This is a genomic window from Flavobacterium sp. CFBP9031 (assembly GCF_034044945.1).
GTDB lineage: Bacteria > Bacteroidota > Bacteroidia > Flavobacteriales > Flavobacteriaceae > Flavobacterium.
Genome location: NZ_JAXCWF010000006.1, coordinates 163436 through 177220, shown reverse-complemented (window position 1 = coordinate 177220; position 13785 = coordinate 163436). Strand labels below are relative to the sequence as shown.

Genomic DNA, 13785 nt, shown 5'->3' with positions numbered 1-13785 from the left:
AAGAAAACAATATTAATATTTTTTAAACCCGTTGTATGTTTAAGCATGATTTACCCACTGCAGTACCTACGCTGCATAGTCTTAAAAGAATAATTGAAGATTTTTTGAATGAAAGCATAACATTAGATTCGATTGAAAAAATAGGGATTCAATCTGATTTTGAAATAGAGGTAAAGGAGATTTTTAAAAATTACCGAACGAGTTCGCATGTTTACGATCTTGATTTTCAATACAAAAAGCTAATTCAGATTATGAATGATATTAGACAGCTTAATCTTGCTGTTAATAATGAAATTCCAGAATGGCTTGAAAATGAATTGGAAACAGTTTTTCGTAAAATCAGAAATATTCTACTTGTCTTAGAAATCGAGTCAAATTAAGGTTTATGGATTCATTTTATACGAATTGAATTGTAAATTAATTTAAATGTAAGAGTTATGGATACCAGATTACACCGTCCAACAGCTTCGGATAGAGAAGTGGACTGGAATAAGAATAAAGTGTTGCTTAGTAAAACAGATAAAAAAGGAACCATTTTATATGCCAATGAAGACTTTATAGATGTTTCTGGTTATGATGAATTTGAGCTTGTTGGCCAGCCTCATAATATTGTACGTCATCCCGATATGCCAAAAGTAATTTTTAAATTTTTGTGGGATAGTATTAAATCTAGTGAAAACATTCATGTCATTGTAAAAAACATGGCAAAAACCGGTCGTTATTACTGGGTTGTAACTGATTTTAAAATTGTTGCAGATACAGACGGCGAAATTGTTGGCTTCTTCTGCACTCGAAAATCGGTTCCAAACGATATTATTGTAAAATTTATTGAGCCCTTATACAAGAAACTTTTGCAGATTGAAGAAACCAGCGGTATGCATGCTTCTGAGGAATATCTTGTAGGTTTTCTAGAAGAGAGAAAGAAAACGTACATGGAATATATCGATCACATGATTGCAACCGGAAAGGATGATAAAAATAAAATAAGCAAAGGTTTGTTTAGCGGTCTTTTTGAAAAGAAAAACGAGGCAAAAAAATAACAACTGATTATATACTTCATTGTGTCCGATAAAAATATTCACCCCTTAAATTTGTCCCCCAGCAAAACTAAATCACATGAATGAAAATAAAGGACGCAATGGAGTTTTTTTTTAAGTTGCTAAGCTTTTAAGTTTAAAAAGCTCAAAGATTAAACATTTAATCTTTGAGCTTTTTTTAGAATTCTCAGAACCTCAGAACCTCAGTATCTTAGCAACTTAGAACCTTAGCATCTTTGCTAACTAATATAATTCCAAATATTCTTTTTCTTAGTTAATTCTATAAAGATGTTTCGTAAAACAGCGTGTTCTGGTTTTTGGAGAGCAGAATCTTCTTTTAAGATTTTCATGGCATAATTTCTTGCCAGAGATAAAATATCTCTATCTTTTACAATATCAGCAATTTGAAGATTTAAAACGCCGCTTTGTTGTGTTCCCATTAAATCTCCAGGGCCGCGAAGTTTTAAGTCAACTTCGGCAATTTCAAAACCATCGTTGGTTTGCACCATGGTTTCCATTCTAGTTTTGCTGTCAGAGCTTAATTTATGGCCGGTCATTAAGATACAATAACTCTGTTCGGCACCACGACCCACGCGCCCGCGGAGCTGATGCAATTGAGAAAGCCCAAATCGTTCGGCACTTTCTATAATCATTACACTCGCATTTGGCACGTTTACACCAACCTCAATTACAGTTGTTGCGACCATGATATTGGTTTTTCCTTCAGAGAAACGCTTCATTTCAGCATCTTTATCAGCTGGCTTCATTTTTCCGTGAAGAATAGAAATAGAATATTGCGGAAGCGGAAAATCGCGAGATATACTTTCGTAACCGTCCATTAAATCCTTATAATCCATTTTTTCAGACTCCTGAATAAGCGGGTAAACAATATAGATTTGCCTTCCTTTTGCAATTTCATCACGAAGAAATTTCCAGACTTTCAATCTATTCGTATCATAACGATGTACGGTTTGAATTGGTTTTCTTCCAGGGGGTAATTCGTCAATAACCGAAATATCCAAATCGCCATATAAACTCATTGCCAGCGTTCTGGGAATAGGAGTAGCGGTCATGACTAAAACGTGTGGCGGAATATCGTTTTTCTTCCACAATTTAGATCTTTGTTCCACTCCAAAACGATGCTGTTCATCAATTACAGCCAAGCCTAAATTCTGAAATTGCACTTTATCTTCCAATAAAGCATGAGTTCCAATCAAAATTTTAAGTTGTCCGCTTTCTAGTTCTTCATGAATAATTTTTCTTTCAGCAGTTTTAGTAGAACCTGTTAAAATTCGAATATTGATATTTAGTGTTTTAGCAAATTCAGATAAACCCAAAAAATGCTGATTGGCCAAGATTTCTGTCGGCGCCATCAAACAAGCCTGAAAACCATTATCAATTGCCAAAAGCATACTCATAAAAGCCACAATCGTTTTTCCAGAACCCACGTCACCTTGAAGCAAACGATTCATTTGAGCATTACTGCCCATATCTGTCCTAATTTCTTTGATAACTCTTTTTTGAGCATTCGTTAAATTAAAAGGCAAATGATTTTTATAAAATTCATTAAAAAGTTCTCCCACTTTGTCAAATGGATGTCCTTTTATTTTATGTTTTCGAATGAGATTCTTTGTAATTAATTGCAGCTGAATAAAGAACAATTCTTCAAATTTTAGTCGGAATTGCGCTTTCGCTAAAATCTCGGCGCTTTTTGGAAAATGAATGTTGAATAATGCAGCGCGTTTCGGAATCAGTTTTAATTCTTCAATTAAAAACGGCGGAAAAGTTTCTGTAAACAATGCCTGTGTTTCCAAGAAAAGCTGTTCCATCAACTTATTAATGGTACGGTTGGAAATTCCTTTATTAGCCAAAGCTTCTGTCGAAGGATAAACGGGCTGCATAGCCGAACGTAAACTTCTTTCGTGTTCGCTTAACAATTCAATTTCGGGATGCGCCATACTAAATTGGCTTCCATACAATGAACATTTTCCAAAAATAACCAAAGGTTCGTTCAGTTTTAAACTTTCACGAATCCATTTATGGCCTTGAAACCAATTCAAATCAATTTGCCCAGTATCGTCAACAAAAGTTGCTACGAGACGCTTTTTGTTTTTGGCAAATTCAACGGTTTTAATATTGATTATTTTTCCAATAATCTGGACTTCAGAACCCGTATTCTGCAATTCATTAATCTTGTAATAACGCGTTCTGTCAATATATCGATTCGGAAAAAGATTGACTAAATCTCCATATTTATGAATGCCCAATTCCTTACGAAGCAGCTGGCCACGGCTCGGACCAACACCTTTTAAGTATTCAATTGGAGTTTCTAGAAGATTATTAGACATTAATTTATTTTAGATTTTAGATTGCTGATTTTAGATTTGGTTTCTATCCTGAAAATTCGGGACGGAATTGGAATTTGGAATTTATTTAATTGGAATTTTATTAAGAAGCGAAGATAGATTTTAATTGGGAATTTTAAAAATGATTTGTTGTTTTCAAGTGTTTGAATATTAACTTATCGTTAAGTTGTAATGTTTAGACGCAACTGTTTTAAGAAAGGAAAATCTTAATAATAATTAACTCATTAAAAACTATAAAAATGAAAAAAATTGGACTTTTGATTGCAATGTTTGTTTCTTTAATTTCTTGTTCTAACGACGATTCAAGCGACAAGGCAGATGCAGCCGTTACAGATTATTACGGGAAGTGGATACAGTATACCGAGGCTAAGTTTTCAAACGCCCCTTCTTCAAAACAGTATTCTTATGTATTTAATAAAGACAATACATTTTCAAAAAGGAGAGTTTATGAAAATATTGATGTAACACTTACAGGAACTTTTGAGATTATAAGCAAAGAAAATCTAACTCGTTTTATATTAACTTATAAAGAGAAAAAGGAGAATTCATTCATTTCAAACTGTACAGGCAGTTTGATAGAAAGTTTTACTCTGGACAAGTCAGGACATCTGCTAGATGATGCTCGCGCATGTGACGGCAGTTTTGTATTTAAGAAAGCAAATTAAAATTGAAATAAGTAAAAGCTGTAAAACTCTGTTGGGAAACTAACAGAGTTTTTTATTTTTATCGTCAGTATAATTTTAATAAAAAAGATTATTAGATTTGTTAAAACATTTAAATTATAAGCCTCAAATTATGATTAAAGAAGAAAAAGTTCCTTTTGAAACTATGGTGTTTTCTGGTATTACATTCAAAGTAATTAACCGACACGAAGCCAACAATATTATAGGAGATCTTATCGATTTCAAGAATCAGAAAATTTATAATGTTTTTGAAGATACTTGGCGTTTTCCTGATTACGAAGAAAATCCGATATTTCTATTAGCAGAAGATGATGTAGAAATGGACTTGTTTGAGATGGATTTTAGTACCGAAGAACATCCGGATATTTTCATTTTAGGATTTATTTTCAAAGGAAATCTAACAGTTGCAAAGCTTATCAGTTCTTTTGATACGGATAATTCTCCGGCTTTAATTGTTTTAGGAAAGACAACAACAGTCAATATCAATTTGTTTGGAAGCGTTCATTATTTGGGCGGAGGCTTACAGTGCGATACGCTTGCGGGAGAATATAATCACGGAGAACTTTTTGTAAAAGGTGATCTTATAGCTTGGCTGGTTTATACAGATGATATGCTATTTCATTTTGAACGTTTTACAGATGTCCAGGCGATCATAAGTTCGGGCAGACCCGACGTTTTGATTTGTAGCAATGTGCAAGACACTGACGGATCTATTATAACTGTCGAGAATTATCTGCCTTCAACACACAAACTGTCAGATATTGTAGACGATGCTTTTGTAGAACTTTCTAGTTATGGAAGCGAAATATTGGGCAATAACTATTTGGATATTTTTAAAGAAGGACTTTCAATCTTAGATTACGATAAAAAAGAGCAGTATTCGTATGCAGATTTCCGTAATCAGTTTATCAATATGGTCGAAGTTTTATCTGAAAATGAAGAATTGAAAGAAAACGGAAAAATCGTTAGACATATTTCTGGAACCACTTATTTGTTTATTCCTTTTGATTATGAAGGAAAAAAATACAGCCAGATTTCTGAAGAAATTTCAAATGGTTTTAATATCCGAATGCGTGCTTTGTGGTGTCATGAAGATGAAGAAATTATGATTATTCTGGAATATCTTGATGAAAACGGAGATCCAAAATACCAATGGATGAATGACGAAAATGCTCCCGGAATTGAGTTTTTCTGCGTAAAAAATGCTGTCCTTAAAACATTTGAAATATTGATGGCTCCAGAAGCCGAAGAAGAAGATGACGAAGAGGATGAAACAGAATATGCAGATTATGACGGCAGTTTTTCATTGGAAGAATTTGCAGTTCAATTTGGCAGCTATAAATTACCTGAAGATTTAGTGAAATTGTATGAGTTCGAGCAAGAACATGGAGTAGAATCTTATTCGGAATGTTTTGGACTTACTATAACTGAAGAGAAAACAGGAATAAAAACATGGTCTGAAGAAGAGGAATTTTACAATAGTTTTATCGAATTTGCAGGCGCAAACGGATCTGGAAGTTCATATGCGTATTGGCTTATAGATAAAGATTTGAATAATTGTCCGATTGTTGTTTTTGGCGATGAAGGTGGTGTTCACGTTGTAGCAGAAAGCACTCGTAAACTAATTCAGCTTCTGACATTAGACACTGAAATTTCTGTTGATTTTGATTCTGCTTATTTTTATAAAGATGAAGAATATTATGAGGAAAGCGAAAATAAAGAAGAGTTTCAAAAATGGGTTAAAGAACAGTTTGGTTTTGATGCTATAGAATCAAATGAAGAAGCAGACGAAATTGTAGCACAAGCAAAAAGAAAATACAAGCAAAAGTTCAATGATTTCTTAGTGAAATTTGATATTGAAATTAGTGAAGAAGATGATGACGAATAGTTTTTTATCTTTGACTTAAATTAGAAAAAATGAAAACACATTTAGCGCTTTTACGCGGAATCAACGTTTCTGGGCATAACATGATGAAAATGGAAGCTTTGAAAGCGATGCTGGAAAATATTGGTTTTCAGAATGTTAGAACGTATCTGCAATCTGGAAATGTCTTTGTAGACAGCGAAGAAGAAGCTTCTAAAGTTGGTTTTATGATCAAACAAGAAATATTTAAAGTTTTTGGACACGAAGTTCCTGTTGTGATGATTGCCAAAGAGAACTTAGAATCTTGTTTTGCCAATAATCCGTTTTTAAAAGAGAAAGATATTGATACCAAAAAGCTTTATGTGGCTTTTGTTTCAATGAATTTAAAAAAGGAAAGTATAAACGATTTGAAAATCAGTCAGTTTAAACCAGACGAAGCCAGTATCGATGAAAACAGGATTTTTATTAAATATGCCGTTGGTGCTGGAAAAACACGTTTTGATCAAAAATATATCGAGAAAAAATTAAATGTAACAGCAACAATTCGAAACTGGAATACCGTTACGAACTTGCTTAAAATGTATGAAGAATAATGAAAAAGTACTTTTTTATAGTTTTTGTTTTTGCAATGAGTTTAAATGCTGCAGTTTATGCTCAGAACGCCAAAACAGCTCCAGAAGATTTTAATGTCTTTTTTAAGAAATTTAATGAAGATCAGAAATTTCAAATTAGCAGAGTTATTTTTCCTTTAAAGTATAAAATGAATAATGATGATTTTGAATTAGCGGATTATACAATGCCAAAAGAAAATTATAAATCCCTTAATTTGAATAGAAAATCGGATGAGAAATATTTAAAGCGCGCCTTGGTGGTAAAGAAAAATAAAGTCACACTTCAAGAACGAGGACTTGATAGCGGAATTTATATTGATTACATTTTTGAACTAAAAGATAACAAATGGTTCTTAAAAACTTGGGTTGACCAATCTACTTAAGATCAATCACGAAGCCATTTTTGCATAGCCGGAAAAGGAGATTTATTTTCTTTTTCGGCTTTTTCATTTCCAAGACATAATCCCATCCATTCCAGAAGAGGTAATCCCATATAATTTTCAGATTCGAAGTTCGAAATAAACCAGTCAGAATGACCTTTGTATCCGTTTGGATGAAATACAAATTCAGCAGGAAATTGTAAATGATGCAACGCGGCATACGACCATAAAATAGCAGCAATTTCGTCGCCTTGAGTCGGCCAATCTTTAGAAATTTGTGTAGAACCAACCAATTCTCTTTCTGAAGGAATTGTTACTGCAAGATGTCCAGCTTCATGTAAAATATCGCCAGGATATAATAGTTTACTATAATCGATATAAATGCAATTGGGCCCTAAATCTAAACCTGGCAAAAAGGTTGCTTCAAGCTCTTTTTCAATAATTTCAATACCAATTTCATTCAAAAAGAATAGTACTTTTTTTACTTCATCATTTTCTTTTAAAGCCATATTAGTTTGTTTTTAAAATAGTCTTCTTGATGTAAATAGTGTCTGCATTATGAAAAGCTCCTTTTTTCATTCCACCGCCAAAAGGCTGTATAAATTGAATGTTTTGAGATTCGTAACCTTCTTTTTTAATCGCTTCATTTACAGCTAAAGTTGGCGCCTCGAAACCAAAAAATGTAAATTGGCGATAACGCTTCTCTGCTAATGTAAAGTAACCGTTTGTTTGACTTAAAGTCTCTCCAACAGTACAATTTCCTATAGGTTGTTTCGTTTCTGCATCGTAAATATAGCCGGTAATTTGAGGCCTTTTGCATCTGTTAACCAAACAACTTTGCAAAGAGAAAGAAATAAGAACTAGAAATATAAATTTATAAAAAAACTTCATTTACTTTTTAATTAAATCACAATACCAAAATCCAAAATCAAAAGCAGTTTCATCATTGGTATCGCAAGCTGTGTTTGACGAATCTTTCTTTTCTGGTTTTTCATATTTTCGATAAACAATTTCGCCAATTTCAAAATCAATTGGTTTAGAAAATATTGGCCCGTCAAAAGTAAAAGTATGAAATTCACCGTTTTCACCACAAACATCTACATTTTTAGGTAAGTCATTTATGAAATCCTGATCGATAACTCTACCAACAAAACTTTTGTCTAAATATTTTTCGTTTACACAAACCACAATTGTTTTGAATCCCAATGCAATAAACTCGTGAATTAAATCTTGAGTTGGAATTTTCCAGATTGGAAAAACACCTTTTAAGCCAATTTTTGCCAACTGATTTTCGCGATATTGACGTAAATCTTCCAGAAAAATATCTCCAAAAATAGAATGTGTTATTCCGTTTTCTTTTAATTCGGTTAAGACTTCAGTCATCACTTTTTCATAAACTTCCATAGTTGGCATTTCTGGAACTTCAAGAATTTTTAACGGAATTCCGATGCTTTGCGCTTGTTCCTGTAATAGTTCAACGCGAATTCCGTGCATCGAAATGCGCTGATACTGCTGGTTTACACTTGTTAGCAAATATTCTATCTGAAAATCAGTATTTTGAAGTGTTTTGTATAAGGCTAGAGCAGAATCTTTACCGCTGCTCCAGTTAAATAAGGCTTTTTGAGGTATAGACACGATTTGCGGTTTTATATGGTAAACTTACAAATTTCATTCTACTTGTAAAGGAAACCTTTTGTAACTTTGGGTTTTCGCCTTCAAATTTGTTTCAATGAAATACATTTTTTTATTATTCACTGGTTTTCTTTTTGCACAACAAACGCAATACGTCGATTTTAAATCTGTTTCAGGACAATTGTCTTTAAATTCAAAAGAAAAAACAGTTTCGGGTGCTGTCGATTTTCAATTTGAGGTTTTAAAGGATTGTGATACGATTTCGATTGACGCTAAAAACATGGAATTCTCGAATGTGAAAATCAACGAGAAAGAAATCATTTTCATTAATACAACCAAACAATTAAAATTGGTTTTTCCATTTAAAAAAGGAGAAAATCGTCTAACTTTTAATTATTCAACAAAACCAAAACAAGCCTTGTATTTTGTGGATATGGAAAATGACGAAGTACAAATCTGGACACAAGGGCAGGGAAGATACACGAGCAATTGGTTTCCGAGTTTTGACGATGTGAATGAAAAATTGATTTTTAATCTAGGTATTTCTTACGATAAAGACTATCAAGTAGTTTCAAACGGGGTTTTAAAAGAAAAAACAGCTAACGGAAATCTAAATCACTGGCAATATCAGATGGAGAAGCCAATGAGTTCGTATTTGCTAATGCTGGCAATCGGAAAATATCATAAAAGAGAGTTTAAATCTAAAAGCAGAATACCTTTAGAATATTATTACGAGCCTAAAGATGCAGATCGTTTTGAACCCACTTATCGTTATTCAAAACGAATTTTTGATTTTCTGGAAAAAGAAATTGGCGTAAAATATCCTTGGAAGATTAACAGACAGATTCCTGTTAGAGACTTTTTGTATGCTGGAATGGAGAATACAACTTCAACTCTTTTTGCAACACGATATGTAGTAGATTCAACAGGTTTTTGCGATCGAAATTATACCAATGTAGATGCGCATGAATTGGCGCATCATTGGTTTGGAGATTTGATTACAGCTGAAAGTAGTACACACCATTGGCTTCAGGAAGGATTTGCAACATACTTTGCCTTGCTTGCTGAAAAAGATATTTACGGAGAAGATTACTTTTATTCTAAATTATACGATACGGCACAGCAGATAAAATTTGCTTCTCGCACCGATACTATTCCAGTTTTAAATCCAAAAGCAAGTTCGCTGACATTTTACGAAAAAGGAGCTTGGGCGCTATTTGTTTTGCGTGAATCTATTGGAGATAAAGCTTTTAAAAAAGCAATTAAAAGTTATTTAAATAAATACGCTTATCAAACCGTAAACACACAGAATTTTTTCGACGAGATAAAAAAAGTATCTGATTTCGATTTGGATAAATTTCAAAAAACTTGGCTGGAATCAACTGCTTTTGATACGCCGACTGCAAATGCTTTATTAAGTAAAAACGAAGCAATCCAAAAAAGATTGGAAATCGATAAATTGAAAAAAACGCCATTAGGAGAGAAAACAGATATCTTGAAAAACGTTTTAGAATCAGATGTTTACCAATCTGTAAAAGAAGCGGTTGTTGATCAGTTGGAAAATGAAAAATACGAAGACAAAAAGTCGCTTTTGCTTTTAGCAATGCAAACCAATAATATTAAAGTCCGTCAAAATCTTGCTGGATCTTTAACCAAAGTTCCAGAAGATTTTAGAGCAAATTATGAAACACTTTTAGATGATAAATCCTATCAGACACAAGAAGCAGCACTGTATTGGTTGTGGAGAAATTTCCCCAATCATAGAACAGGATATTTGGATAAATCTAAAAATTGGATTGGTTTTAATGATTATAATCTAAGAACGTTGTGGCTTTCTCTTGCTTTGTCAACACCAAACTATAGTAATGATCCAGATTCTTTAGTAAATGAGTTGATTGCGTTTTCGTCTACCAAATATGAAGCTACAACACGACAAAATGCTTTAGAAAAGTTAATAGCCTTCAAAATTATTAACGATCAGGTTTTGAGTAATTTAGTTGGCGCTACTACACACCATATGTGGCAGTTTTCAAAATTTGGAAGAGACACAATTAGACTTCTGCTAAAAAATCCTGAAATGCGTGCTTCATTTAATAGAATTTTACCTAATTTGACACCCGATGAGCAATTCCAGTTGAATCGTTTGTTGAAAGAGCTTTAGAGAATAGAGAATAGAAAATAGAAAAATAGATTGAGTAGAAGTCTTTTTTCTATATTCTATATTCTTTCAGCTTAAATAAAATCCAAAAACAAAACCTATATTACAATTTATGAGAGCATTGGTTATTTCAGGTGGTGGCAGTAAAGGCGCATTTGCCGGCGGTGTTGCCCAGTATCTAATAGAAGAAAAGAAACATGAATACGATTTATTTATAGGAACTTCTACTGGAAGTTTATTGATTCCGCATTTAGCTCTCGGTCATATCAAAAAAATACATTCTGTATACACCAATGTTACCATGTCAAGTATCTTCAATATTTGCCCATTTGTGGTGAAATCCAAAGATGGAGTTGACATTGTGACAATTAATCACTTTAATGTATTACGTCAGTTTTTTAAAGGAAAACGAACTTTTGGAGAAAGTAAAGGGTTGAAAAAGTATATTCAGAATAATTTTTCTCTTTCAGATTTTAATAAACTCAAAAAATTAAAAACCGACGTTATCGTTACGGTAACCAATTTTACTAAAAACGAATCAGAATATAAATCGGTAAAAGACTGTACGTACGAAGAATTTTGCGAGTGGTCTTGGATATCGAGCAATTATGTTCCTTTTATGAGTTTGGTTGAAAAAAATAACTGCGAATATGGTGATGGTGGATTTTCAAGCTTAGTTCCAATACGTGAAGCAATTAACAGAGGAGCTACAGAAATAGACGTAATTGTGCTTGAAACGGAGGTTAATACAACTAAAACAGTAATCGGGAAGAATCCGTTTTCATTAATGATCGATTTGTTCCGAATTGCCTTAGATCAGGTTGAAAAACATGATATTGCTATAGGAAAACTTATGGCAAATAATAAGAATGTAAAACTAAATTTATATTACACTCCCATAAAATTAACCGATAATGCCTTGATTTTTAATAAAGAGGTAATGAAAGAATGGTGGGAACAAGGTTATGAGTACGCTCAGAATAAATCTGAAGTAATGAGTGACAATAAGATTTTCATTTAATTTTAGATTTTAGATTTTAGATTGAAGAACTTAATCTACCTTCTAAAATCTAAAATCCTAAATATTTTTAATACCAAAGTTCTGCAACTTCACTTTTAATGAAACTTAAAGCGGCATTACTTGGAGATTGTTTTTCTAATAAATCATTTAAGATTACTTCACGAAGTTTATCAGCATTTTCAACTTTATCGCTCATGGCGGCTTTACGAATCATTTGGATTGTTGCATTTTTTGCAGTTATAATGATTGTCCAGCAGTCTTCTGACATATAAATCTGCTGTGTTAAATTGTGCTCGAATTCTTGTTCAATTTGGTCAATTACATAATTTTCGTAATCATGTTTATTTTGAGAAATAGGAGAAACTCTGATTAATAATTTGGTCAAGTTGATACGCTCCAAAAATAAAGTCATACGCTCGTAAGCCTGTAAACGTAGTGGCAACGACTCTTTGTGTGCTTGTTTGTTTAATAAAAAAGCACGTTTTCTGTCATTGTTTTTAATATGTAACTCAAAAAAACGATAAGCTACAACTCCTGTAACTAAGGCTGGTAAAGTATAACTCGCAAGTTCTATTATTTTGTTGAAATCCATTTGAATAATTTTTAAGCAAAAATATACTTTTTGATCAAAAATCAACTTTAAATTTATGGTAATAAACAAAAAGGAAGATGTACTTTTGCAACTTGTTTTTTATTGAGACCAAAATATATTTTTAATGGATTCATACTTAATACTTTTTCTTTGTTTGGCGGCGTTTGCTGCAGGATTTATTGATGCAATTGTAGGCGGCGGCGGATTAATCCAAACACCAATGGGATTAATTTTATTACCAAATCTTCCTGTTTCGACTGTAGTTGGAACCTTGAAAATTCCAGCATTTAGCGGAACTGCTTTTGCCGCTTTTCAATATTTAAAGAAAGTCGTGATTCAGTGGAAACTGTTAATTATTATGATGTGTTTGGCAGTTCCGTCGGCATTTTTAGGATCTACAATTTTGACCATGGTAAGCAATGATTTTATGAAACCGCTTTTGTTGGTGGTTTTATCGTTGTTATTTGTATATACCTACGCCAAAAAAAATTTCGGACAGCATGTTGCTAAAGACCATTCGATGACAACCCAAATATTTTATGCTGTTGTTATTAGTATAATTGTTGGATTTTACGATGGATTTATCGGACCTGGAACTGGAAGTTTCTTTGTTGTAGCTTTTATTGCTCTTTTAGGATTCGATTTTCTTCACGCTTCTGCGAATGCTAAAATGGTAAATTTAGCAACCAATTTCGGTTCGATTTGCCTATTTATGATTAAAGGAAAAATCATTTGGACAATTGCAATTCCGATGGCAATTAGTAATGGATTGGGAGGTTGGCTCGGAGCAAAACTAGCCATCAACAAAGGAAACGGATTTATTAGAATTTTCTTTTTGATAGTTGTTGTGGGTACTTTGATTCGATTTGCTTATGATGTGTTTTTTAAATAAGATTCTAAGATTCTAAGATTCTAAGTTGCTAAGGTTCTAAGAATCTGAGATACTAAGTTTTTTTTTTTTGAATAGCCGTTGGTTTTAACCAACGGTTCTTTAAATTAAATGGACTAGGCTTTAGCCAAACTTTACGATTTTGGCTAAAGCCTAATTATATTTTAAACTTAACCGTTGGTTAAAACCAACGGCTATTCAAAACTGTATGGCATAATAATTGGAGGCAATTAAAAATTAGAAAACATAAGAAAATGGATGAAATTATAGAAGATGCCGAAGTTTTTTTTAACGATGTTCCCGATGAAGATTTAAATATAGAACTTCAAAAAAGTATGGATGATATTAAAGCTGGAAGAGTTATTTCTTTTTCTGATTTTAAAGAAAAATTAAAAAATAAATATAATATCTAATTCCAAGTTTTCTCAAAATATTTAAAGAAAACCAATTGTCTGTTTTCTAGCCCCGATTGAGGCGGTATCCTCGTAGCGGAGCGGAGAGATAAAGCCGAAAGCGGGAAACCATGTCTAATAAAATGCCATTTGTTTGGCT

15 protein-coding genes are annotated in these 13785 nt (G+C 32.7%); 10 read left to right on the top strand and 5 right to left on the bottom strand.

Features of this window, described 5'->3' with window-relative positions; translation table 11 throughout:
* Positions 1-35 precede the first annotated feature (35 nt).
* Together SOM12_RS12225 and SOM12_RS12220 are read left to right on the top strand one after the other, a co-directional pair.
* Positions 36-380 (top strand): hypothetical protein, encoded by a 345-nt coding sequence (locus SOM12_RS12225; protein WP_250836060.1) that lies wholly within the window; start codon positions 36-38, stop codon positions 378-380.
* Positions 381-437: 57 nt separating this feature from the next.
* On the top strand, positions 438-1040 hold the full coding sequence (locus SOM12_RS12220) for a PAS domain-containing protein (RefSeq protein WP_095929244.1): 603 nt from the start codon (positions 438-440) through the stop codon (positions 1038-1040).
* Between the two features lie 236 nt (positions 1041-1276).
* On the opposite strand, the gene recG is transcribed toward SOM12_RS12220, so the two are convergent.
* Positions 1277-3385, bottom strand: coding sequence for an ATP-dependent DNA helicase RecG (recG, locus tag SOM12_RS12215; protein ID WP_095929245.1), 2109 nt, complete (start codon positions 3383-3385; stop codon positions 1277-1279).
* A 257-nt stretch (positions 3386-3642) separates the two neighbouring features.
* Here recG and SOM12_RS12210 point away from each other — a divergent pair, with 257 nt between their 5' ends.
* From SOM12_RS12210 to SOM12_RS12195, 4 genes are all read left to right on the top strand, one after another.
* On the top strand, positions 3643-4068 hold the full coding sequence (locus SOM12_RS12210; RefSeq protein WP_320493602.1) for a hypothetical protein: 426 nt from the start codon (positions 3643-3645) through the stop codon (positions 4066-4068).
* 130 nt (positions 4069-4198) lie between these two features.
* Positions 4199-5974, top strand: coding sequence for a hypothetical protein (locus SOM12_RS12205; RefSeq protein ID WP_320493601.1), 1776 nt, complete (start codon positions 4199-4201; stop codon positions 5972-5974).
* 29 nt (positions 5975-6003) lie between these two features.
* The gene (locus tag SOM12_RS12200; protein WP_095929247.1) at positions 6004-6543 is read left to right on the top strand and encodes a DUF1697 domain-containing protein; all 540 of its coding nucleotides are present in this window, start codon (positions 6004-6006) and stop codon (positions 6541-6543) included.
* Positions 6543-6944 carry a DUF4348 domain-containing protein gene (locus SOM12_RS12195; protein ID WP_095929248.1) on the top strand — a complete coding sequence of 134 codons (402 nt, stop codon included), beginning with the start codon at positions 6543-6545 and terminating at the stop codon, positions 6942-6944. Before SOM12_RS12200 ends, SOM12_RS12195 begins: the two co-directional genes overlap by 1 nt.
* Before the next feature lie 2 nt (positions 6945-6946).
* On the opposite strand, the gene SOM12_RS12190 is transcribed toward SOM12_RS12195, so the two are convergent.
* The 3 genes from SOM12_RS12190 to SOM12_RS12180 are packed head-to-tail and all read right to left on the bottom strand — an operon-like array spanning position 6947 to position 8570.
* Entirely contained in the window at positions 6947-7450 is a 504-nt protein-coding gene (locus tag SOM12_RS12190; RefSeq protein ID WP_095929249.1) for a hypothetical protein, read from the bottom strand.
* A gap of 1 nt (position 7451) precedes the next feature.
* Positions 7452-7832: a hypothetical protein gene (locus SOM12_RS12185; RefSeq protein ID WP_095929250.1), complete on the bottom strand. Its 381-nt coding sequence runs from the start codon at positions 7830-7832 to the stop codon at positions 7452-7454.
* Complete coding sequence (locus SOM12_RS12180) at positions 7833-8570, bottom strand: diphthine--ammonia ligase (protein WP_095929336.1); 738 nt, start codon at positions 8568-8570, stop codon at positions 7833-7835. It lies immediately after the preceding gene.
* A gap of 100 nt (positions 8571-8670) precedes the next feature.
* On the opposite strand from SOM12_RS12180, the gene SOM12_RS12175 reads away from it, so the two are divergent.
* Together SOM12_RS12175 and SOM12_RS12170 are read left to right on the top strand one after the other, a co-directional pair.
* The gene (locus tag SOM12_RS12175) at positions 8671-10734 is read left to right on the top strand and encodes a M1 family aminopeptidase (RefSeq protein ID WP_320493600.1); all 2064 of its coding nucleotides are present in this window, start codon (positions 8671-8673) and stop codon (positions 10732-10734) included.
* A 109-nt stretch (positions 10735-10843) separates the two neighbouring features.
* Positions 10844-11752, top strand: coding sequence for a patatin-like phospholipase family protein (locus tag SOM12_RS12170; RefSeq protein ID WP_095929252.1), 909 nt, complete (start codon positions 10844-10846; stop codon positions 11750-11752).
* Between the two features lie 67 nt (positions 11753-11819).
* Here SOM12_RS12170 and SOM12_RS12165 read toward each other — a convergent pair whose 3' ends face one another.
* Positions 11820-12344: a hypothetical protein gene (locus SOM12_RS12165; protein WP_095929253.1), complete on the bottom strand. Its 525-nt coding sequence runs from the start codon at positions 12342-12344 to the stop codon at positions 11820-11822.
* 124 nt (positions 12345-12468) lie between these two features.
* Here SOM12_RS12165 and SOM12_RS12160 point away from each other — a divergent pair, with 124 nt between their 5' ends.
* Together SOM12_RS12160 and SOM12_RS12155 are read left to right on the top strand one after the other, a co-directional pair.
* On the top strand, positions 12469-13236 hold the full coding sequence (locus SOM12_RS12160) for a sulfite exporter TauE/SafE family protein (protein WP_320493599.1): 768 nt from the start codon (positions 12469-12471) through the stop codon (positions 13234-13236).
* Between the two features lie 251 nt (positions 13237-13487).
* A complete protein-coding gene (locus tag SOM12_RS12155; protein WP_320493598.1) occupies positions 13488-13646 on the top strand; it encodes a hypothetical protein in 159 nt (52 codons plus the stop codon).
* Positions 13647-13785 lie beyond the last annotated feature (139 nt).